The organism is Paenalcaligenes sp. DL 463, from assembly GCF_057475185.1.
In genome coordinates this window covers 1,732,605-1,753,681 of record NZ_JBYBKX010000001.1, presented here as the reverse complement: position 1 = coordinate 1,753,681, position 21,077 = coordinate 1,732,605, and the positions used below count along the sequence as shown (strand labels likewise).

The 21,077-nt window shown below is 48.5% G+C and carries 28 protein-coding genes; 17 read left to right on the top strand and 11 right to left on the bottom strand.

Features of this window, described 5'->3' with window-relative positions; genetic code table 11:
• The first annotated feature begins 88 nt into the window (after positions 1–88).
• The 3 genes from AC2UZI_RS08275 (at position 89) to AC2UZI_RS08265 (ending at position 1,323) form a co-directional block, all read left to right on the top strand.
• Positions 89–409 carry a DUF1330 domain-containing protein gene (locus tag AC2UZI_RS08275; protein WP_486943332.1) on the top strand — a complete coding sequence of 107 codons (321 nt, stop codon included), beginning with the start codon at positions 89–91 and terminating at the stop codon, positions 407–409.
• 161 nt (positions 410–570) lie between these two features.
• The gene (locus tag AC2UZI_RS08270) at positions 571–936 is read left to right on the top strand and encodes a hypothetical protein (RefSeq protein WP_486943331.1); all 366 of its coding nucleotides are present in this window, start codon (positions 571–573) and stop codon (positions 934–936) included.
• Between the two features lie 135 nt (positions 937–1,071).
• The gene (locus AC2UZI_RS08265; protein WP_486943330.1) at positions 1,072–1,323 is read left to right on the top strand and encodes a hypothetical protein; all 252 of its coding nucleotides are present in this window, start codon (positions 1,072–1,074) and stop codon (positions 1,321–1,323) included.
• Here AC2UZI_RS08265 and AC2UZI_RS08260 read toward each other — a convergent pair.
• Positions 1,315–1,752 carry a PACE efflux transporter gene (locus AC2UZI_RS08260; RefSeq protein ID WP_486943329.1) on the bottom strand — a complete coding sequence of 146 codons (438 nt, stop codon included), beginning with the start codon at positions 1,750–1,752 and terminating at the stop codon, positions 1,315–1,317. The two genes, AC2UZI_RS08265 and AC2UZI_RS08260, sit on opposite strands and share 9 nt — an antisense overlap.
• Before the next feature lie 257 nt (positions 1,753–2,009).
• Between AC2UZI_RS08260 and AC2UZI_RS08255 the strand changes: the two genes are divergently transcribed.
• Complete coding sequence (locus tag AC2UZI_RS08255; RefSeq protein WP_486943328.1) at positions 2,010–2,549, top strand: lipocalin family protein; 540 nt, start codon at positions 2,010–2,012, stop codon at positions 2,547–2,549.
• 42 nt (positions 2,550–2,591) lie between these two features.
• Here AC2UZI_RS08255 and AC2UZI_RS08250 read toward each other — a convergent pair whose 3' ends face one another.
• A complete protein-coding gene (locus AC2UZI_RS08250; protein ID WP_486943327.1) occupies positions 2,592–2,960 on the bottom strand; it encodes a pyrimidine dimer DNA glycosylase/endonuclease V in 369 nt (122 codons plus the stop codon).
• A 150-nt stretch (positions 2,961–3,110) separates the two neighbouring features.
• On the opposite strand from AC2UZI_RS08250, the gene AC2UZI_RS08245 reads away from it, so the two are divergent.
• Positions 3,111–3,338: a hypothetical protein gene (locus AC2UZI_RS08245; RefSeq protein ID WP_486943326.1), complete on the top strand. Its 228-nt coding sequence runs from the start codon at positions 3,111–3,113 to the stop codon at positions 3,336–3,338.
• A 97-nt stretch (positions 3,339–3,435) separates the two neighbouring features.
• Here the strand turns inward: AC2UZI_RS08245 and AC2UZI_RS08240 are convergent, their stop codons facing one another.
• Positions 3,436–4,050: a hypothetical protein gene (locus AC2UZI_RS08240; protein ID WP_486943325.1), complete on the bottom strand. Its 615-nt coding sequence runs from the start codon at positions 4,048–4,050 to the stop codon at positions 3,436–3,438.
• Positions 4,051–4,300: 250 nt separating this feature from the next.
• On the opposite strand from AC2UZI_RS08240, the gene AC2UZI_RS08235 reads away from it, so the two are divergent.
• From AC2UZI_RS08235 to AC2UZI_RS08225, 3 genes are all read left to right on the top strand, one after another.
• Positions 4,301–4,768, top strand: a complete 468-nt coding sequence (locus tag AC2UZI_RS08235) for an MgtC/SapB family protein (protein WP_486943324.1) — start codon at positions 4,301–4,303, stop codon at positions 4,766–4,768.
• Between the two features lie 142 nt (positions 4,769–4,910).
• Complete coding sequence (locus AC2UZI_RS08230; protein WP_486943323.1) at positions 4,911–5,159, top strand: hypothetical protein; 249 nt, start codon at positions 4,911–4,913, stop codon at positions 5,157–5,159.
• A 253-nt stretch (positions 5,160–5,412) separates the two neighbouring features.
• Positions 5,413–5,775: a YMGG-like glycine zipper-containing protein gene (locus tag AC2UZI_RS08225; RefSeq protein ID WP_486943322.1), complete on the top strand. Its 363-nt coding sequence runs from the start codon at positions 5,413–5,415 to the stop codon at positions 5,773–5,775.
• Positions 5,776–5,872: 97 nt separating this feature from the next.
• Here the strand turns inward: AC2UZI_RS08225 and AC2UZI_RS08220 are convergent, their stop codons facing one another.
• The 6 genes from AC2UZI_RS08220 to AC2UZI_RS08195 all read right to left on the bottom strand — a co-directional run bounded on the left by AC2UZI_RS08220 (position 5,873) and on the right by AC2UZI_RS08195 (position 10,714).
• The gene (locus AC2UZI_RS08220) at positions 5,873–6,634 is read right to left on the bottom strand and encodes an ABC transporter permease (RefSeq protein ID WP_486943744.1); all 762 of its coding nucleotides are present in this window, start codon (positions 6,632–6,634) and stop codon (positions 5,873–5,875) included.
• 86 nt (positions 6,635–6,720) lie between these two features.
• Entirely contained in the window at positions 6,721–7,923 is a 1,203-nt protein-coding gene (locus tag AC2UZI_RS08215; protein WP_486943321.1) for an ABC transporter substrate-binding protein, read from the bottom strand.
• A gap of 28 nt (positions 7,924–7,951) precedes the next feature.
• The gene (locus tag AC2UZI_RS08210; RefSeq protein WP_486943320.1) at positions 7,952–8,800 is read right to left on the bottom strand and encodes an ABC transporter ATP-binding protein; all 849 of its coding nucleotides are present in this window, start codon (positions 8,798–8,800) and stop codon (positions 7,952–7,954) included.
• A gap of 38 nt (positions 8,801–8,838) precedes the next feature.
• On the bottom strand, positions 8,839–9,006 hold the full coding sequence (locus tag AC2UZI_RS08205) for a rubredoxin (RefSeq protein WP_486943319.1): 168 nt from the start codon (positions 9,004–9,006) through the stop codon (positions 8,839–8,841).
• Positions 9,003–10,127 (bottom strand): acyl-CoA dehydrogenase family protein, encoded by a 1,125-nt coding sequence (locus tag AC2UZI_RS08200; protein ID WP_486943318.1) that lies wholly within the window; start codon positions 10,125–10,127, stop codon positions 9,003–9,005. Before AC2UZI_RS08200 ends, AC2UZI_RS08205 begins: the two co-directional genes overlap by 4 nt.
• A gap of 20 nt (positions 10,128–10,147) precedes the next feature.
• Positions 10,148–10,714: a carboxymuconolactone decarboxylase family protein gene (locus tag AC2UZI_RS08195; protein WP_486943317.1), complete on the bottom strand. Its 567-nt coding sequence runs from the start codon at positions 10,712–10,714 to the stop codon at positions 10,148–10,150.
• A 291-nt stretch (positions 10,715–11,005) separates the two neighbouring features.
• Between AC2UZI_RS08195 and soxC the strand changes: the two genes are divergently transcribed.
• The gene (gene soxC, locus AC2UZI_RS08190; RefSeq protein WP_486943743.1) at positions 11,006–12,241 is read left to right on the top strand and encodes a sulfite dehydrogenase; all 1,236 of its coding nucleotides are present in this window, start codon (positions 11,006–11,008) and stop codon (positions 12,239–12,241) included.
• Positions 12,228–12,794, top strand: coding sequence for a c-type cytochrome (locus AC2UZI_RS08185; RefSeq protein ID WP_486943316.1), 567 nt, complete (start codon positions 12,228–12,230; stop codon positions 12,792–12,794). The genes soxC and AC2UZI_RS08185 overlap by 14 nt, the downstream gene beginning before the upstream one ends.
• A gap of 91 nt (positions 12,795–12,885) precedes the next feature.
• On the opposite strand, the gene AC2UZI_RS08180 is transcribed toward AC2UZI_RS08185, so the two are convergent.
• Positions 12,886–13,299 carry a hypothetical protein gene (locus AC2UZI_RS08180; RefSeq protein WP_486943315.1) on the bottom strand — a complete coding sequence of 138 codons (414 nt, stop codon included), beginning with the start codon at positions 13,297–13,299 and terminating at the stop codon, positions 12,886–12,888.
• A 177-nt stretch (positions 13,300–13,476) separates the two neighbouring features.
• On the opposite strand from AC2UZI_RS08180, the gene AC2UZI_RS08175 reads away from it, so the two are divergent.
• Positions 13,477–13,767, top strand: a complete 291-nt coding sequence (locus AC2UZI_RS08175) for an I78 family peptidase inhibitor (RefSeq protein ID WP_486943314.1) — start codon at positions 13,477–13,479, stop codon at positions 13,765–13,767.
• On the opposite strand, the gene AC2UZI_RS08170 is transcribed toward AC2UZI_RS08175, so the two are convergent.
• Complete coding sequence (locus AC2UZI_RS08170) at positions 13,745–14,245, bottom strand: CinA family protein (RefSeq protein ID WP_486943313.1); 501 nt, start codon at positions 14,243–14,245, stop codon at positions 13,745–13,747. The genes AC2UZI_RS08175 and AC2UZI_RS08170 overlap by 23 nt on opposite strands.
• 432 nt (positions 14,246–14,677) lie before the next feature.
• On the opposite strand from AC2UZI_RS08170, the gene thrS reads away from it, so the two are divergent.
• From thrS to ptsP, 6 genes are all read left to right on the top strand, one after another.
• Positions 14,678–16,600, top strand: a complete 1,923-nt coding sequence (thrS, locus tag AC2UZI_RS08165) for a threonine--tRNA ligase (RefSeq protein ID WP_486943312.1) — start codon at positions 14,678–14,680, stop codon at positions 16,598–16,600.
• A gap of 30 nt (positions 16,601–16,630) precedes the next feature.
• Positions 16,631–17,182: a translation initiation factor IF-3 gene (infC, locus tag AC2UZI_RS08160; protein WP_486943742.1), complete on the top strand. Its 552-nt coding sequence runs from the start codon at positions 16,631–16,633 to the stop codon at positions 17,180–17,182.
• A 119-nt stretch (positions 17,183–17,301) separates the two neighbouring features.
• Positions 17,302–18,261 carry a glutathione synthase gene (gene gshB, locus AC2UZI_RS08155; protein ID WP_486943311.1) on the top strand — a complete coding sequence of 320 codons (960 nt, stop codon included), beginning with the start codon at positions 17,302–17,304 and terminating at the stop codon, positions 18,259–18,261.
• Positions 18,245–18,661, top strand: coding sequence for a PTS sugar transporter subunit IIA (locus AC2UZI_RS08150; protein ID WP_486943310.1), 417 nt, complete (start codon positions 18,245–18,247; stop codon positions 18,659–18,661). The genes gshB and AC2UZI_RS08150 overlap by 17 nt, the downstream gene beginning before the upstream one ends.
• A gap of 31 nt (positions 18,662–18,692) precedes the next feature.
• Positions 18,693–18,962 carry an HPr family phosphocarrier protein gene (locus AC2UZI_RS08145; RefSeq protein ID WP_486943309.1) on the top strand — a complete coding sequence of 90 codons (270 nt, stop codon included), beginning with the start codon at positions 18,693–18,695 and terminating at the stop codon, positions 18,960–18,962.
• A 31-nt stretch (positions 18,963–18,993) separates the two neighbouring features.
• Positions 18,994–20,745 (top strand): phosphoenolpyruvate--protein phosphotransferase, encoded by a 1,752-nt coding sequence (gene ptsP / locus AC2UZI_RS08140; protein WP_486943308.1) that lies wholly within the window; start codon positions 18,994–18,996, stop codon positions 20,743–20,745.
• Positions 20,746–21,077 lie beyond the last annotated feature (332 nt).

Below are 21,077 nucleotides of genomic sequence, written 5' to 3'. Positions count from 1 at the left end.
TTTTTCTTTTGCTGTCATGTCGCTCGAGAGGTCTCTCGATACCATAGAGATAGGGCGCTGCTGTGGCGCCCCTGATCAGGAGGAAGACATGAAGGCCTATGCTGTGGCGATCATTCGTGAAACGCAATTTAACGACGACGTGGCCAACTATTTACGTCGTATTGATGAAACCTTACTGCCATTTTCAGGAAAATACATTGTTCATGGTGGGCCTTATTACCCCCTTGAGGGTGAGTGGGTGGGTGACATGGTTATGATTGAATTTCCATCAATGGAAAAGGCGACAGGTTGGTACCAGTCTGAGGCGTACTTAGCCATCCGTCCGCTACGCACAGCAAATACACGCGGCGATGTAATGTTGGTGCAAGGTGTGCCAGAGGGGCATCAAGGGGCAGATATACTGAAGTAATCGCGGGCTTGTTCTCTTTTTAAGTTAAGTCCGAAAAATGTCGTTTCAACTCCAGAAGGCGTCAAGCCGTGTTGGTAGGCTTCGGACCCTACGGTTGTTGTCAGGCATGGTTCTTGCTAGAAGAAAGACGGCTCATTAGAGCCTTAAATCAGGAGATAAGCATGAAGAAATTACTTGCTCTGGCGCTATGTTCAGTCTCACTTATCGCAAGCCCAGTATTGTTAGCGCAGGGCTCTAACCCAAGTCCAAGGGGTGCGAGTGCGGGTGATGCCGATGGGCCTGGGGCATCAGACGCTAATATTGGCGGCGTAAGCGGCGACGAAGTGGCCAATAAAATTAGTGGTGGGGCAAACAGCAATGAAAGTAGCGGGACGAAAGGGGGCGAAGGTACACACCACAATACGGCTGGCGGCGCACGTGATACCGAAACGTCTGGCCCAACGCATGCAAAACCAAGTTCGGATCAAGGTGGCTCGTATTCCAGTCAAACTCACACACCCAAACCTAAGTTAACAGAAAAGAAATGAACCAAAACGAGGTTTAAAGCGTATCGATGACGTGATGGGACAGAGCTCGACATCCTGATGATCAGAATCAGAGGGGGGCGTGGTCTGTCCCATGCCTTATGTTTGACCTAAGGAGATACCGCTTAGCAGGAGACGATGATGCGCAGACTCGGGGCAATTTTAATCATTCTGGGCGCGAATATTGTGGTTGGCTCTATCGCGGCAGCATTCTGGCAAGCGTCTTTTGAATGCGCAATGCAAACGGTTGAGGGCGCCTGCCCAGACGGAGCGTTAACGGAATTCGGCCAGTTGTTGACATCCATGATCGGTCTTGCTTACTGGGGAGTGGTAATCGTTGGCTTACTGGTGATGTGGTGGGGAAAACGCGTTCGTACACGCTCAGGTTGAGGCGTCTTGATACTGAGGTAACGTAAAGATCTTGTCGAAAATTAACGTAAAGATAAAGGTGTAAACAAGGAAAAAGAGCAGCAGCGCTATTTCCATTGTAAAAGCTCGCCAGATGCCTACGTTATACCAAAGCATGTAAATGGGTAGGCAAATAAGGATTAGCCCGCCTTCAAACCCTACTGCGTGAATGCAGCGTATCCAGAGCGTACGGCCCGCGCTTTGTCTTTTTCGTTCCCACGACTCGAAAAAGGTGTTGTAAATATAGTTCCACACGACCGCCGCCACTGAAACCATGACGGCCACAGGCAACGAGTTTTTGGCACTGCTTCCGCTAAGGGCCATTAGGAAAAAGGTTGAAAGAATAATCGCAATGACTTCGAAAACTGATACGTAGACAATGCGCCTTTTGATGGGGCTTAGAGTAATCACCTTAAACTCCGTAGAGCTTACAAGCTCTTAATAAGGTAAGAGCCGGCCCGTCCCGGTAGATAAGATAAGGTAACGCAGTGCCACGGTTTCCGCCTGCTCCTACTCTTATACTCAGCACAAATGCGCTTGTCAAACACCGGTATACAACGTGAACGATATGCAACAACGGAGCTAGCTAAAAATAGCGTATTAGGATGATGTGGATCAGTCATAATCTCTGTTAACGGAAACTCGATTCGTCCTTTAGGAGACTTTTAATGAGAAAACTTTTTATGCTGGTGCTCGCTTTTGGAATCACTGGGTGTGCCACGACCTCTCAAGAGTTGCCCACCCAACCTGATGTAGAGCTAAGTGAATACTCGGGAACATGGTTTGAACAGGCTCGTCTGCCCAATCGTTTCCAGAAAGACTGCGTGGCCAATGTGCAAGCTGAGTATGTGCTTCAAGCTGACGGTACGTTGAGCGTCACGAACCAATGCACCGATAAAGATGGGGCGACCAAAACGGCACAGGCTCAGGGACGTTTATCGAATGCGGTGGCCACTAAAGATAGCGCCATCTTAGAGGTACGCTTCGCACCTAAATGGATGTCGTGGTTACCTCTGGTTTGGGGAGACTACTGGATCATGAAAATACACGGAGATTATCAATACTCACTGGTAGGAACACCTGATCGCAAGTATTTATGGGTGCTTGCTCGAGATCAGCAAGCGGACGAAAACGTGGTGAACGAATTGCTTGACTATGCCAAGACTCAGGGCTTCGAGACCGACACTGTGATTAAGACAAGCCCCTAACAGTATGGACAGCCTTGTAACCACACTGAGCGTAGTCCGTTATTAGCTTGGGCTACGCTCTTTGATGCGTACTCGGTTTATATGTAGCGCTTCGGGGGTAGGGGTCCAGTCATTCCAGTAGTCTTCAGGTATGTCTGGAAAATCAGTACGGTTCACCCCTGTGAACGTGGGCTTATAGCCTCGGCGCTTCATTTCATTAATAAGGGCATGGTGCCTTTGCATTAGGTAGTCTAGCCTCGTGTAGAAGAACAAGAGGTGCCCTTTCCCCAGAGTATAAGCATCGGGTTGAGCAAAACTTTTACGCTCTGCTGCTTTTTGAGCCAAGGCAAACACGCGGGGTAGTTCTCGATATTCTGCGATAAGATGTGGGCCACTAAGCTCTTCAACAGGTACGCAATTTATCCGGGTCATACTGTATATTTAGTTATTTGAAGCCGTAGTTATAGCAGTTTTTTGCCACCACTCATGGGTATCTTTGCGCTTTAGCGTTGCTTGCGTTTTCTTGGGCTACGTGTACGTGCCTGATGGGTTGGTGAACAGTGTTTACAGGTAGGGGTGGTTATGTCTTTCCAGTTTGTATGTCGATTCTCCTTAGCGTTGTTGTTCAGTGCCGTCATCGCAGGATGTGCGAGTACCGCGCCACGGGATGAATGTAGGTGGGATCGCAGTCGCTGCATGCACGAAGGTTCTTACGAGCCGGGAGAACGAGAATATGCAGAGCAAGAAGCGAAAGAGCTGAATCGTGCTGCAGCAAAAAAATTGCGCCGACGTTCAGGTTGGTGGTGGTGACATTAGCCTAATAAAAGCACAGTTCTGTGCAAAGACCAGCAAAAAAGCAAGTCGCTAGAGTAGCGGCTTGCTTTTTTATTTGGTAAGAGCTGATGCGTTAAAGCATTTTGTCCCGCTGCTGTTCCGCTCTTGAAGCCCCAATAGGGGTAGCCACCTGTTTTTGTTCTTCAGGTGGCGGTAACACGGCTGGAAAGCCCAGTGATTTAATCCAAAGTTCACGGCCCCAACCTTTGGTGTGATAGAGGTGATGCCCCTCATCTTCTGCTACTGCTTCATGTGCCTGCTTTAGGGTGTTAGAGAGGTTTTTGTCCGACGTTTTATCGGCGATTGTTCCAATCAGATCCCAGTTCATATGATCTTTGGTCTCAGCCAGTACGACACATTCCGCAGCAACAAGCTCGGCCGCTACTGGGTCTCCTGCAGCTTGTGCCATTTTCATGGCTTTGACCAGTGAATTAGCGATGTGAGACAGCACTTCTCTGCCCGGCGTATGAGTGCTTGGGTCAAGTTCAAGTTGTTGAAATACGGCTTCCAACACGCGCTGATGAGTCTGCGTTTCTTCCAGATAGCCTTGCCATTCCTCTTTCAATTCATTTGAAATTGCACAGGAAATAGCCGTTTTGTAAATTAACTCTCCGCCTAGTTCCGTTTCTAGTGCTTGGTAAAGAAGCTCGTGTATTTGCTTTAGGTCACCACGTTTCGACTGAGCCATAAAAAACTCCTGATAGGTGAAAAAACAGAACTTTTAGCCTAGATCAAAACAATGCGTGGGAATCAACATTTGGAAAAAAAGTGCTACGAATCAAGTCGTTAGCCAGTGAGGTTGATATGGCATTCAGCCTGTATACACTGTGTACGGGCACTTGTAATGGCCGCTTAGCCAGAAAGCTTTCACGCTTGGTAGCAGTTTTCTCATCAAATTAAGGCAGAATAATATTCTCTTTCACTGCATAGGAGTCGCTATGTCGACATTTGCAGATATTTGGCAGACTGTACTGAGTGAATTTTCCGATATCGCGGATGTTAAGGAGGCTACCGTCATTGTCTTGCGCCTGACTTTAGCCGTGATTCTGGGGGCTGCTATTGGATATGAGCGCGAGCGTCGAGGTAAAGATGCTGGGCTGCGTACCCATATGTTGGTTTCTTTGGGTGCGGCGTTGTTTATTTTGGTACCTGTGGTGGGGGGGATGCAGGAAGACGCCATCAGTCGCGTCATGCAAGGCGTGGTTCAAGGAATCGGTTTTTTGGGTGCGGGTGCTATTTTGAAGCAAAGTAGCGAGCTTGCCGTTAAGGGGCTGACCACGGCTGCAAGCATCTGGGTTGCCGCTGCGGTGGGTGTGGCGGCGGGTTATGGAAATGAAGCCACCGCTGTTGTTTGTACTCTTGTAGCATTATTTGTGTTGGCTGTTTTAGGGCGTTTGGAAAAATAGCTGCGCACACGGTGTTTAACCCAATGTGGAAGGCCTGTTTTTAAGTTTATGATGATCGTTGTTGTAACGCTTAGTTGTGATGTGGTCCGTTGTGAAGCCGGTTAAATCCTAAGGTGTGTCATGACTTATTTGGAGGCAAAGGATGACGACTCAAACCTGTGTGCATGCAGAGAACTATAGGGCGCATCACTATACGGTGTACTGTGATCCTTCCGTTACACGTTTAAATCGCTGGAATGTCTGGATTGAAATATTCGACAGCGTCGGAGCTAAAGAGAACTCGTTAGTTCTGTCAGCCGAACATGCTTATAGTTTTACGTCTTATGAAGATGGGAAGGCTGCTGGTATTTGCTTTGCTCAACAACTCATTGATTCTGAGTTATTGCAATAAAAAGCAGAAAATTACCATAGTGTGGTTTTTGCGCTGTTGAGTGATAAGCGAGTTGTGAAAGAGTGTTCCTTAACTCACCGTTTTGGGCTTTTTGTAAGTATTAGGCCGTTTAGGCGTGCTTCTGTAGCACTTAGCAGCAATTATCCTTTTTTGAGCCTTGTCGCGCTATAGGCGTGCTGATTAGACTTAACTCCAATTAGATATGACCTTCGTTCGCGTGTAGCGGAGAATTTCGGTTTAGTAGGAGATAAGTATGATGACCACTGCTCGATTTGTACGATACCTTAGCGCCGCTGCAGTCTTGTCTGTAGCACTGATGTCCACAGCACAGGCTTCGGATAAGGTGACTAATACTATTTTAGGAGCAGGCCTAGGGGCTGCAGCAGGGGCCGTGCTGTCTGAAGGCGATCCAATGTTAACCATTGGGGGCGCTGCTGCTGGTGGTGTGTTAGGTAATATTTTGACCGAAGATAAGCGAGATCGACGTTCTTATCATTCGAAGCATCATTCGCGACCGAAGCATCATTACGTAAACCATTCTAATAAAAAAGGATGGCACGCTAAACACGCTAGAAAGCACAATAAAAAGCGCCATCGCCATCATCACAGACGCTAATGAAAAAAGCGGCTTTTAATTTAAAGCCGCTTTTTTATGTTTAGCTGTTTAGAACGACTCGCTTGAAAACCTACACTGCTTTACAGCGGACGCTACATTAGCTTTTTGTTCTAGACCAATAACGATAGGCGCGCTGAGCGAGATCATCCAGCAAAAACCCCAAAGCCCCAATTAAGATAATGACAGCCATTAATTCTGAATAGGCTAAGCGATCTCGGGTGTCTAGAATGTAATAGCCTAATCCAGAGCTTACGCCTAACATTTCGCAAGGCACGAGAATAATCCATATGACGCCAATGGCGAGTCGTACTCCCGTCAACACATTCGCTAAAATACCGGGGATAACAATACGAAATAGAATCTCCCGACGGGTGGCGCTTAAGCTTTTCGCCAGCATTAACCAAGACGGGTCTAATTGCCGTACGCCTGCGGCGGTATTTAGCATAATCGGCCAAACTGCGGCAAAGGTTAGTAAAAAGTAAATAGGCGCATCACCGATGCCGAATACCATGACCGCAATGGGCATCCACGAAAGTGGTGAAATCATGCGTAAAAACTGAAAAGCTGTACTGCTTGCGTTTTCTAGTAGGCGAGAGCCCCCCACGGCCAGTCCCAATGGGACGCCGATGAGCAACGATAACGCTAAGCCCACAAACACCCGCTGAATACTCATCAGCGAGTGATGGGTGAGTTCACCACTTGAGACTAAGGTGTACAGGCTTTGAAAGGTCGGTAGAGGTGCTAACGATGCCGCTAAGGGAATGCTTGATTCCAGCAACCGTATCCCGATAGACCACAGCAGTATCAATACGGCAAGCCCAACCGCACCGTACACCAGTTTCTGGCTGTGGCGCAGCATTTTGAGTGACAGGGTGGTTAAGCTGCCTATACCTTGCCTGTTATGCGGTTGGCTGAGCGTTGAACGCATAATAAGTCGAGTCCTTACTAACGGGTGATGGTTTCTGTACGGCTAAATGAGTCGGGAATACCGAAAGCTGCAGGACCGCCATTGTTCAAAATAGCTTGCTTCACGAAACGATCATCAACTAAGTCTCTTGCAACAAAAGTAGGATCTAATGCGTGTAAAAACTCATTTTGTCCGGAAACGAGTGTGCTTTGAAGTTTACGAATAAGCTCTTCCGTGTAGCTAGGGAAGGGGTAAGGTTGGAAGTCAATGCGTTTGTCTTGCCAGTCGGCGTTTTGGATGGCGCCATTGTTTTCATAAAGAGCCGTATCCATTCGCGCTGGTTCCAAGACATTGGCTAAGGCTTCATAGCTATGAGGTGTATATTTTTGTGGATTGTCACGTGAAAGAATTTGCGCCGTTTCTTGACGATTATCTTGGATCCAAGCTTGGGCTTTTACGATACCGTTGACAACTTTTTGAGACCATTCGGGTCGTTCATTCAGGTCTTTCTCGTGCATTAGCACCACACAGCAGGCGTGGTCGCGCCATACGTCGCCAGTGAAACGCATGATTTTACCGACCTTAAGAACCTCGGCATTTGCGTTAAAGGGTTCGGCGACGGTGTAGCCGGAAATTTGCTTATTGGCCAGCGCAGGAACCATATCTGAAGGGGCCATCACCACCAATTTGACTTGTTTAGGGCTTGGGTTACCGTCGCTGATAGGTTCTAAACCCTCGTTCTTCAGAAGGTGCTGCAGCACGACATTATGCAACGAGTACCAGAAAGGTATGGCGACAGTTGTTCCGCCAAGCTCAGATATATTATTAATGTGTGGTTGTACCGTTAGGCCAGAGCCCGACATATGATTCCAAGCCACCACTTTCGCGGGCGCTTGGCTACCATAGCGTGCCCATACCGTCATGGGGGAAAGCAAGTGTACAGCATTAACCTGACCCGCAAGAAAAGCCTCAACAATCTGGGCCCAACTACGGAACAGTCTGGGTTTTTCGACGTTTAGGCCTTCCTGTTCAAAAATACCGTTGTGGTGGGCGACCAGCAGTGGTGTGGCATCGGTGATAGGTAAATAGCCGATGCGTAGTGGAGCATCGGGTTCAGCTGCGCGTGCCACATTTGCCATTTGCAGTAATGGCAACGCTCCCATTGTTGAGAAGAGCGCTGATAGCTTTAAAAGCTGACGGCGAGTTTGCTGAGTGGCTTTAAAGTCATGAGAGTTAGCCATTTGTCGTCCTGTCTGAATAGGGTTTAGGTTAAGCGGCAGTCGCATTACGTGTTGAGGGAGTGTCAGCACGTGGTTTGAGTTTGGGTGAGCCTCGGTACTCGCGTAGCAGTTTCAAAATCTCTAACCGTATCTGACCGAGTTCTGAGCTAAGCAGATCGCGAGGCTGCGCCGAGCTAAGCTGCCATTCACCGATAAGTCGTCCTGGACGATCACCCATTAATAAGATACGGTCAGCGAGTGTTAAGGCCTCGTCAATATCGTGAGTTACGAGTACCGCCGATGTACCATGCTTGTCGGTAATGTTGAGAAGTAACTCTTGCATGTCGCCACGGGTTATTTCATCCAGAGCACTAAAGGGTTCATCAAGTAATAGAATTTCTGGCTGTCTGGCTAGGCTTCGGGCGAGCGCTACACGTTGGGCCATACCGCCAGATAACTCGCTTGGATATAGGCCGCTAGCACCGTGTAAATCAACCTCCTCAATGGCAGCATTGACGCGTGATTGAATCTGTTCTTGATCGATGCTGGGTTGGTGTTTGAAATCCAGGCCAAAGGCCACATTTTCTTCTACGCTTAACCAAGGAAGCAGGCAAGGGTCTTGAAATACAAAGCTGGATCGTGGGTGAGGGCCCTGCAAAGGCTGGCCTCTGAGCGATACGCTGCCTTGTTCTGCTTGTTGTAAGCCTGCCAGAATACGCAACAATGATGATTTTCCGACACCGCTAGGGCCAAGCAAAGCAATGACTTCACGAGTTTTTAGCCGCAAAGAAAAATCTTGCAGTACGGTCTTGGGCGACTGGCCTGCACGCTGATAGCGAATATTAATGTTATCGGCCTCAAGAATTACAGGGGCGAATGGCGTAGGCGTAGTGCTCATCAAGAACTCGTTGAGAGAGGAAAGAGTGGCGTTTTGACTTAGTCAGGTAGCAGGTAAAAATCGGCTTTAGTGACGCCGCAATCCGGGCATTCCCAATCATCAGGAATGTCTTCGAATCGCGTGCCAGGGGCGATGCCTTCTTCAGGCATGCCCGCACTTTCATCGTAAATTAGGCCACAGGGGCCACACATCCATTGCCGACTCATGCTGCTTCGACTCCTATCGCATTTTGTTCAAAAGCGTGAATCTCTTTACGCAAGTGTTTAAGTGCTGGCGTCACAATGGCTACGAAAATGGCTTCTCGAAGACGGCGCTGGGCGGGGTGACGCATTAAATAGCCTCTGGCCCCCGCGTGCAGTACAGCGGAGTTGGCTGCGCGTAAGGTGAGCTCTGAGGTGGCTAGGCGTAGGCGCAAGATATCAATCATGGCAACGGTACCGCTTTCCGCTTGTTTAGCTAGCGCTTTGGCGCTGCTCTGCAGGGCGCTGAACTCTTCAAGCAGTTTCTCACTTTGGTCATCCAAAAACTGGTTGACATGGGCGTTGACGACATTGCTTTCGCGGATGGTCGATAAAGAGCTATCGATAATGCCAAAACCCATTCCTGTTTGCGCCAACACAAAAGCAGGCTTGATACTTTTTATGTAGGCTGAGAACTGATCAGGTTGTGCGATGACATCGTCGTTGCTGATACGTGCTTCTTTAAACCGTATGTTCAGCGTTTGCGTGCCCTCCAAGCCGGAAAACTCTGGGCAAGAATGCAGGCTTATTCCGTCGGCATTGCATGGGGTGGCGAACATAATGTAGCCGCCATCGTCGACTTCCGCCGCCACAATGGCGAGGTGCGTGGTATCAATATTCGATACCCACGGTAATGAACCAGACACCACATAGTCATTGCCATCACGACGTGCTTTAAGGCGGATGTTTTCGATACCGGCCAGATGTTTGACGGCGTTTGACATACCCGTACCAGCCAAAAGGGCGCCGCTAGCAATGGCGTCCAGATAACGGGCACGTAATACTTTATTAGGCGATTTTTGCAAGTACGTGACACAAGCTGATTGGCACCACACCAAAAATGAGGTTGAGCCGCACTCGCGGCCGACTTCACGAATCGTATCCAATTGCGAGCTAAGTCCGGTAGCGGTCTCATTTAGGATGGGAGCGGTGACTGCTGAATACCCACCCACACCGCCTAGCTTCTGTAGAAAATCTCGAGGGTAGAACCCATCTCGATCCACAGCATTAACGATAGGGGCCAGATCTGTTTTTACTAACGTTTTAACAGCTTCGTTTAGGTTTTCAGCGTATTCAGTAGAGCTCATGCGTAGTCCTTAGTGAACGATTATGCAAATGCCGTGAGTTTAGGGTTGGCGAAATCCTGTAGCTCTGGATTGATTGGCGTTTGAGCCAAGCTGTTCGCGTAGTTGCACAACGTTGCTAAGCTAACCCCTAATACGACCTCTAAGGCTTGCTGGTCGTTATAACCCGCGGCGCGAAAGGCATTTAACTCATCGTCGGACACTTGTCCTTTTTTCTCGATCACAGCGATGCTAAATTGAGCTAAAGCATTAAGCTTAGGGTCATCTAACGCTTCGACGTTGCGTAAGGCCTCGACAAGAGGTTCTGGCATTTTTATTTTTTTAAGCGAGAGTTTGGTATGACCCGCTACGCAGAAACCACAATCGTTGAGTGTGGCTGCGGTAATTTGCACCACTTCGCGTTCGGTAGGGCTTAGGCTGGTATTACCATTAATCGCCCCCACCACTTGATAGGTCTCAAGAGCCGCCGGCGCGTTGGCTAATACACCAATCAGATTAGGAAGAAAGCCGTTAGCTTGTTGGGCAGCTTGAACCCGATCGCGTGCCTCGGCTGGGGCAGTATCTATAGAATGAATTGTAAGACGGCTCATTTTTACACCAAAAAGTAATATAGTTAACTAGCCCGAGTATAAATATTTAAGGGGGTATAACTAAAAGAACAAAAACTTATAAGCATATGCAGAAGAGGTTAAGCTAGGTGTGGAGCTGTTGACTTGTGTCGCCATCTCTACTCTGACGAAGGTGGATCAGTGTTACGGCAGGGCCTTATCAACGTAGGAGAAGACATGACAAACGATGTTGTTTCGAAGGTGATAAGCACCGATACCAATGAAGTCGGTCTTGATAACTCGACTAACGCTTTAAGTCGTCGTAATTTCTTAATGAAAGGGGGAGCAGTAGCAACTGCCGTCGCTGCGATTGGAGTGGGGCGTGAAGCCCTTGCCCAATCTAGTTCGGTAGCGGCCTCTACCGAGGCGGGCGCGCCATTTGGGGTGCCTAAGTGGACAACGTCGCTAGGGCTTCCAACGGCTAAGCCGTATGGCACACCCTCTGAGTTCGAAACGCTAGCTGTGCGTAATATGTATCCCGGCTTGGTAGAGCCTATGTCTGCGTACAGCACCACACCGCTACAAGAGTTAGACGGGATCATCACACCTAACGGTCTTTTTTACGAACGGCATCATGCTGGTGTTCCTGTTATTGATCCTGCCGAACACCGTCTTATGATTCATGGTCTCGTGGATAAACCGCTAGCCTTTACAGTAGAAGAGCTGCGGCAGTTCCCGAGCGTGTCGCCCATTTACTTTTTAGAGTGTTCAGGAAACCCTTCATTTTTACCTCCATATGGAAAGACAGCGGCAGAAGTGGCCGGCTTGGTTAGCTGTGTGCAGTGGACCGGTGTTTGGCTTAAAACGCTGCTTGAGCATGCGGGACTACAAGACTCCGCTAAATGGATCATTGCTGAAGGAGCAGATGGCGCAGCGATGACACGCAGTATTCCAATGGAGAAATGTCTGGATGATGTGCTGGTCGCTTACAGTCAGAATGGTGAGCGCTTACGCCCTGAGCAAGGCTATCCCGTTCGGCTGCTTGTGCCAGGTTATGAAGGCAACATGAGCATCAAGTGGCTGCGCCGATTACATGTCGTGACCGAGCCGGCTCATACACGAGAGGAAACGGCTAAATACACGGATCTGATGGCTGATGGTCGCTCGCGTGAGTTTTCCTTTGTCATGGAGTGTAAGTCGCTCATCACCTCGCCATCAGGAACACATCAACTTAAGCGTAAAGGCACGCACGAGATGCGGGGCATCGCATGGAGTGGGCACGGGAAAATTACGCATGTGGATGTATCCATTGATGGTGGAAACACATGGCGAGAAGCAGAGCTTCAAGAGCCGGTCATGAGTAAAGCTCTTACCGCTTTTAGAGCGCCATTTGATTGGAACGGAGAAGAGTTAGTGATCATGAGTCGGGCCGTGGATGAAACGGGATATGTGCAGCCTACGCTAGAGCAATTAATTAGTGCGAGGGGCAAGAATTCGTTCTACCACAATAACTCGATTCAACCTTGGAAAATATCGGCGACAGGGGAGGTCACAAATGGGCGCGCTTAAAACCTTTGGCTTTGTGCTTTGTGCTGCATTGGGTTCTACCGCCGTGCACGCTTATGACTTAAGTAATCTGGGAACGCCACTAAGTCCTGAGCAAATTGCCGAGTGGAATATCGACGTTTTTCCAGATGGAACGGGATTGCCTGAGGGCGAGGGGACGGTGTTAGCCGGTGAGAAAATCTACGGGACAACGTGTTTGGTTTGTCATGGAGCTAATTTAGAAGGTGGTTTAGGCTCTCGTTTGGCGGGTGGAGAGGATAGTTTAACCAGTGAAAAACCGCTGAAAACAATTGGTAGTTATTGGCCCTATGCCACAACATTGTTTGATTATGTACGTCGGACTATGCCTTTTGATTCGCCACAATCGATGAGCAACGAGGAGGTGTATAGCGTTGTGGCCTATCTATTGCATAAAAACGATATCCTGCCTGTGGATGCTACCTTGGATGCAGAGTCGTTGACCGCCATTGAAATGCCCAATTATGGGAATTTTTATAAAGACGAACGGCCGGACGCTTCTAACGAGCGATGTATGAGCGATTGTTTAAACCAATAAAATTGTATTGGGTTTAGGATGACGCAACGTGAACCTGGCGTCTTGCTATGTTCACGTTGCGCCTATTTTTTAGGCTGTGTAGTGCTCGTGATCAGGCCTTAAAGTGCAGTCGTATTTTTATACTGTAGGGCTCATAAACCACGTCAATTTTACGCAAACTGGGGTGTAGTGTGTTTTGATCTACGGTTTGCTTAAGGTGCGCTACCAGCGATTCAAATAAGTCGTGAATGGCGGTTGGCGCTTCATAACGCTTACTGTAAGTAAGTAGAAGTTCGTCCACGCTTCCATCTGCATGGCGGTGCAGGCTCGCGTAATTCGTAAAGTGACGGCTATTCGGTATCGGACCTTCTGCGTGATTGGATTCAATCACCGTCTTCAGTAGTCTAGCGGCATTTTTATTGATGTTTTCAATAAGCTCAATGACTAGATCATATTCATTTTTCGCAATATCGCTTAAGTGTTGCTGAGCGAGTTGAGGGCTGAAAAAAAAGTCATAAGTGCTCATGCGCGCCTTTCCTTTATGGTTGTAGAGAAGGCTTGTGACCATACTAGAGTCTGATCAGGTTCTGCAAGCCTCTGTGCATTCGCCACTTTGCGTTATTTGGCTTTACAGCTTGTCATACTCCCAAGCAGAGAATCGTTTATAAAGAAGTCTTTACTATCACCGTCTCGGAGACATTGGATGAAAGTCGTAACCATCATATCGGCAGGGTTGTTATTGGCAGGGTGTCAGGCGATGAATAAACAGCAAACCGCAGAGGCGCCCACCACGGCGACGAATGGCTACACATGTAATGCCGATGACTTACAGCACTTGGTCGGCTTTTCTGAAAGTGACGTGGTGTTAGAGAGCTTGCCGGGCCCTGTACGTATTTTACGTCCGAACGCGGTTGCGACGATGGAGATGCGTCCCGACAGAATTAATTTACATACCGACGAAATTGGTGCGATTACTCGGGTGAGTTGCGGTTAAGACTTGCGTAGTAGGGGATGCGGCGTAAGGCGTAATAGGCACTCTGTTCGCGGACACTATTACGGTCCCCATCAAAGTGTGTGGTTTCGCTATATACGCTAATACCATGATTGCTGTGGCGAAAAGCCCAAGCGAAGCACTGTGTGCCAGCGGGTATTTGCGGATCTGAACTATCAGCCACTCCAGTATTGGCTATGGCTAAATTGGCGGGGCTTTCGGTTAATGCTCCCATGGCCATCTCAGCGGCAACGGCTTCACTGGTTAGGTTGTAGTTATCGAGTGTTTCTTGCTTGACGTGAAGACAGCGTTTTTTCGCCTCGGGCGAGTAAGTAACGAAGGCGCAATCTAACAATTGTCCCGCCCCCTCCACATCGGCGACTGTTGCAGCGATCAGACCTGCAGTACAGGACTCTGCGGTCACAAGACGTAAGTTGTTCTTTTGCATGAACGTTACGATTTCGGCGATTGTTTTGCTCATACCAAGGACTCTAAAGTGAGGGATAACCAAGGTTAGGTGTCACTACGAACGAAGTGCGCTCGGGTTACTCTTTATGAGAAACAGCTTATAGGAAGCGAGCAAAGGGTAGGGTTCAAAGTTGTACGGGTGAGTAACTAGCTGTGCATGCTAATGGTATTTATACAACGTTTTAGCCCAAAGGGTCCGTGTTGTATGACGCTGCGGGCAGGGAAGTATGATAAAAGATGCGGACTTAAGGGCGGGGTGTTAAACTCTTAGCATCTATTTCAGTTAATGTTTTAATCAGCTTTCAGGATCTAAATTAATGACCTCTACGCGAACAACCCGCAGGCAGTCGTAGCCGTTCGCCGCATTGTGTTCGCATGCTGATTTAAGCAGACCAAATACCGAAACGCGGCATTCATGCCGCGTTTTTTATTTTCAGGAAGTCTTATGGTTCACATCACATTACCGGATGGCTCGCAGCGCGAGTTTGAAGGCCCTGTTACTGTTGGAGAAGTGGCGCAGTCTATTGGCACTGGTCTGGGACGTGCTGCGTTAGCGGGGCGAGTAAGTGTTGATGGATCTGAGCCGCAGTTGGTCGATACCAGTTATGTAATTGATAGTGATACTGAACTTGCCATTGTGACCGTAAAAGACGCTGACGGATTAGAAGTGGTTCGTCACTCTACCGCTCACTTACTTGCCTACGCCGTGAAAGAGTTGTTTCCTGAGGCGCAGGTAACGATCGGACCTGTTATCGACAATGGTTTTTATTACGACTTTTCTTATAAGCGCCCCTTCACGCCCGACGATTTGCGTGATATTGAAAAGAAAATGACAGAGTTAGCGCGTAAGGACGAAGTCGTTGTGCGCGAAGAGTGGAAGCGTGATGATGCCGTTGAGTTCTTCCGTAAGATGGGCGAAGAATATAAGGCTGAGATTATTGCTTCTATCCCACAAGATCAGACGATCAGCTTGTACCGCAACGGTGATTTCATCGATTTATGTCGTGGCCCCCACGTACCTTCGACCGGAAAGTTACGTGTATTTAAGCTGATGAAAGTAGCGGGTGCGTATTGGCGCGGTGATAGCAATAATGAAATGCTACAGCGCATTTATGGCACGGCTTGGGCGACCAAAGACGAGCAAGCGGCTTATTTGCATATGCTTGAAGAGGCCGAGAAGCGTGACCATCGTCGTCTGGGCCGCGAGCTTAATCTGTTCCATTTTCAAGATGAGGCTCCAGGGCTGATTTTCTGGCATCCTAAAGGCTGGACAATTTGGCAACAAGTTGAGCAGTACATGCGTAAGGTTTACCAAGAAAACGGTTACCAAGAAGTTAAGGCGCCACAAATTCTGGATTTGTCTTTATGGAAAAAAACAGGACACTGGGATAATTACGCAGAGAATATTTTCACGACAGAGTCCGAAAATCGATTGTATGGTTTGAAGCCAATGAACTGCCCGGGGCACGTTCAGATTTTTAATTCCGGGCTTCACTCTTATCGTGAGTTACCCATTCGCTACGGCGAGTTTGGGCAATGCCATCGAAATGAACCGTCAGGCTCATTGCATGGTGTGATGCGAGTGCGTGGCTTTACGCAAGATGATGGTCATATCTTCTGTACTGAGGACCAGTTGCAGGAAGAGTGCGCGAACTTTACCGCTACGCTACAAAAGGTCTATGCCGATTTTGGCTTCACAGAGATTTTGTACAAAGTTGCGACGCGCCCTGAAAAACGCATTGGTTCTGACGAGGTATGGGACAAAGCAGAAGCGGCTCTGATGCAAAGTCTACGGCATACCGATTGCGAATTCGAAGTCTCCGAGGGCGAAGGCGCGTTTTATGGGCCTAAAATCGAATACACACTGAAAGACGCGATTGGACGTCATTGGCAGTGTGGGACGATTCAGGTTGATTTCTCAATGCCTGAGCGCTTGGGAGCCGAGTATGTCGATGCGAATGACCAACGCCGTACGCCCGTTATGCTTCACCGGGCTATCTTAGGGTCGTTCGAGCGCTTTATTGGTATGCTTATAGAAAACCATGCAGGCGCTTTGCCCGTTTGGTTGTCACCTCAACAGGCAGTGGTGTGTTGTATTGCCGAGTCCTCCGCTGATTATGCTCGTGAAGTGGCTCGTAAACTAACAGCGCAAGGCCTACGCGTTAATGCTGATTTGCGTGGTGAAAAAATCACCCGTAAAATTCGGGAGCACAGCATGCAAAAAGTTCCCTATATACTCGTGGTAGGTGATAAAGAAGCAGCGACTGAATCAGTGGCCGTGCGTGGTCGCGGCGCTCTCGATTTAGGCGTTATGCCTGTGTCGGATTTTGTTGCTCGTTTGAAAGTAGAAGTTGAAACTCGCCAGTAGCCATTTTGGGCCTGTTGGGTTCACTATTTGATTTTAATTTTTGGAGTTTTAGACATCGCAACCGAAAAAAAACATCGCATCAACGGAGAAATCCGTATTCCTGAAGTGCGACTCATTGGTATTGAGGGTGAGCAACTAGGTATAGTTAAGGTACCAGATGCTTTGGCCTTAGCAGAAGAGCACGACGTTGATTTGGTCGAGATTGCACCACAAGCTGCGCCGCCTGTTTGTCGGCTAATGGATTACGGTAAATTTCGTTACCAAGAGCAAAAGCGCCAGCAAGAAGCTCGAGCCAAACAAAAGATCATCAGTCTTAAAGAAGTTAAGTTTCGTCCTGCTACGGACGAAGGCGACTATAACGTTAAGCTACGTAATGTTCGACGTTTCATTGAAGACGGTGATAAGGTCAAAGTGTCACTACGATTCCGCGGTCGCGAGATGGCTCATCAAGAGTTAGGTATGCGGGTGCTTGAGCGTGTGCGTGATGATGTTGAAGATCTTTGTCAGGTCGAGTCCATGCCTAAGTTAGAAGGTCGCCAAATGATCATGGTGTTGGCACCTAAAAAGAAAGCAACTAGCTAACGACTCGGCGGTTTCTATAGGCACTAGATTTAGCTGTCTTTCTGCGAGCGCGGTTTTGCCGCGTTCGCTTACCCCTTCATGAGGCTGAGCATCATGAAGGGTTTTGTTTAGAGTGAAGCATGCACGTCTTATTCATCACCGATCCTTTGCCGAGCTTATCGGCGTATAAAGACACTTCTGTTGCCATGATGCGCGCATTAATTGCGCGTGAGCATAAAATCAGTGTCACGCTGCAATCCGATCTCTATATCGAGGCTGGGCGGGTACGTACCACTGCACAAGCGATTACCATTGCTGACGATGCCGATCTACGTAACGCGGATTGGTGGACGACCTTAAGTGAGCCATGTGAATCTGAATTAACCGCTTTTGATGCTGTCGTTATGCGTAAAGATCCGCCCTTTGATATGGAGTACGCGTACTCGACTCATTTGTTAGGGTTTGCAGAAGCTCAAGGGGCCAAGGTTTTTAACACGGGATCCGGTATACGCAATCACCCCGAGAAATTAGCGATTACTGAGTTTTCGCAGTTCACGTCTCCCACACTCGTCACGAGTAATATGGCGCGATTACGTGCCTTCTACAAGGCGCAGCAAGACGTGATTGTGAAGCCATTAGATGGTATGGGTGGTACCGGTATTTTTCGCTTACGGCCAGATGAGCCGAACCTAGGTGCCATTCTGGAAACCCTGACCGAGCAAGGCACGCAAACCATTATGGCGCAGCGCTACATCCCTGAGATCGAGAAAGGCGATAAGCGTATTATCTTGATTAACGGTGTGGCGGTACCTTTTAGCTTGGCACGTATTCCATTAGCAGGCGAAACGCGAGGCAATCTGGCGGCCGGTGGCCGCGGTGTAGCACAGCCTTTAACCGAACGCGACAAAGAGATTGCTCAGGCCTTAGGGCCAACGCTCGCAAAACGGGGTTTGCTGCTTATAGGCTTAGATGTGATCGGTGACTATGTGACCGAGATCAATGTCACAAGCCCTACCTGCTTTGTTGAAATTACAGAACAAACGGGTTTTGATGTAGCACAGGCATTCGCTCAAGCATTGGAAGATGCGGTTAAGCACTAACTATCCTCAAATCATCCTGGTCATGCACGAGCCGTTGGGTAGTGCATTTGCCGCGTGTGTTAAACACATTTATGGTCACACCAATCAACTGACGGTGTTGGATATTGGTGTGACGGATCATGTGGAGCCCCACGTCCAGCATTTGTGCGAATTGATTTCATCAAGCACCAGAAGCTCCCTGATACTGTGCGATCTTATTGGGGCAACTCCTTTTAATATTGCTCAAGCCGCTTTTAAGAAATCGTTATTAGAAGGTGCTGAGGTAGACCTGATTACGGGGGCTAATCTTGGCATGGTGTTAAAAGCAGTGGGCGACCGTCACACCGACCCTAGCACCTTTATTGAAGCGATTCGAAATGGGGCCATGCGCGGGATTATGACCATAGACCGGTCTGCCTAAAACGTCACTTATTCAACTGAAGTATTACGTTATGCCATCCATTGATATTGTTATTAGTAATAAATTAGGCTTGCACGCACGAGCTGCAGCGAAACTGACGCAATTAGCTTCGAGCTTCAAAAGCGAGGTCTATATCGCCAGAAACGAACAGCGAGTCAATGCGAAGAGTATTATGGGGGTCATGATGCTTGCGGCAGGGCTAGGCGTTACAGTAACAATCGATGCGCAAGGTGATGACGAGGCTCAGGCGCTCGAATCCATCAAGCTGTTGTTCGACGATAAGTTTGGTGAGGGCGAATAACGATAAGAAGAATGCAGGAGGCAACAACATAATGACTACCCAAATAAAAACAGCCCAGAATACGGCGATGTTTAGCGGTAAGGGTCAAGGTGTAGTCAATGGCTACGCAATAGGCCGTGCTGTGATTATGGGGGCGACTTCGCTTGAGGTCCCACACTATCGTATTGCAAATGACGCAGTGCAATCAGAGTGCGAACGGCTTTATCAGGCAATGGATCAGGCCAGAAATGATATTCAACACCTGATTGCTACTCTACCTGCTGATGCACCTAAGGAAATGGCTGGCCTGTTAGGGGTGCACGCCTTACTCCTTGATGACACGCTGCTTCGTTCGCAAACAGCCGAACTTATTCAGCAACGTTTTTATAACGCTGAATGGGCCTTGACTACTCAAAGTCAAATTTTGCTTGAGCGATTTTCTGCCATGCAAGATGAGTATTTACGCGAGAGGGGTTCCGACGTACGGCAGGTAATAGAGCGTGTCGTAGGTCTGCTGTCAGGAAACCATCGCTCGGTACCGGAGCCGGATTGGGGTGATGGTGAGCTTGCCGAGGCGTTAATTGTAGTGGCTCGGGACATAGCACCCGATGATATGTTGGCCTTACGAGGCGCTAAATTTGCTGCTTTTTTAACGGATCTTGGTGGGCCTACTTCCCATACTGCCATTGTTGCGCGAAGCTTGAATGTACCTGCTGTAGTGGGGCTAGGGGGGTTCAGGACGTTAGTTAGAGAAGGGGACTTGCTCATCGTGGATGGCTTTACGGGCGTGGTGATGGTGAACCCTCCCGAGCGTGTACTAAACGAATACCAGACACGACAACGTGAGTTTCGTGATGCGCGTGCCAAGCTAGAATCGTTGCGGAACTCCTCAGCCATTACGCTGGATGGGGTGCCTGTACACCTAGAAGCCAACATAGAGCTTCCAGAAGAGGCAGTTGAGGCCTACGAAGCCGGAGCGGATGGCATCGGTTTGTTTCGCAGTGAGTTTTTGTTTATGGGTAGGCAGTTGCTTCCCAGCGAAGAAGAGCAGTTCGAAGCCTATCGTACGGTGTTGGAAACGATGAGGGGCAAGCCCGTTACCATCCGTACTCTTGATATCGGGGCAGATAAAGTATTAGACGGCGAGCAAACCGTAGCAACGAACCCTGCGTTGGGTTTGCGGGCTGTTCGCTATTGCTTAGCGCACCCTGAGCTTTTTCAGACTCAGTTACGGGCGTTATTAAGAGCCTCGGTATATGGCTCGTTACGCATACTGGTCCCCATGATCTCCACGATGGAAGAAATCGTCGCTGTGCGTAAAGCTCTGCTTGAGGCTCAAGCATCGTTATCTGCGGCAGGTGTGGCGTATGAAACAGATATTAAACTGGGCGCTATGGTTGAAGTGCCCGCAATGGCAATTGCTATCGAGCCCTTTGCTGCTAGTTTAGATTTTTTGTCTATTGGCACGAACGATTTAATTCAGTATGTGATGGCGGTAGACAGAGGGGATGCTGACGTCGGCGATCTTTATGATCCTTTACATCCAGCTGTGCTGCGGCTTATCGCTCAAGTTATTAATGCCGGCGAACGCTTCAATATTCCCGTGAGCGTGTGTGGAGAAATGGGGGGGGACGCTACGCTTACTCGCTTGTTGCTTGGGCTGGGTTTGACCTGCTTTTCAATGCATCCGGCACAGCTATTGGATGTTAAGCAGGAGATACGGATGGCTCATTCCACGCAGTTACGCACGCTCGTGGCACCGGCATTAAACCGAGGTGAACGGTTAAGTTTGTCTAGCCTCTGACAAATAGCCGATTGACGACCCTGATGATTTAACAGTAGGCGTCGTTATTTTGTTTGATTGCGTTGCTGTTTTCCTCTATAGTACGCTTAATTGTATCAATATGTATCCTTTAAGTTTTTTGACGTTTTCTTCTTAAGGCTTGAAAAATAAGGCTTAAGTACAAAAATAAGCTCGGAAAAATAATAACGTTGAAATTAGGATTTACACTAGCTCTGGTTTTTGAGTTGTTGCTGTGGCTAGAATAGGATTCATGAACTTGTAACACACAAGTGGTTGATGTCAGCCTGTATGTCGCATCAGCGCCTGACATTAAGTATTAATGCGACCTAGGA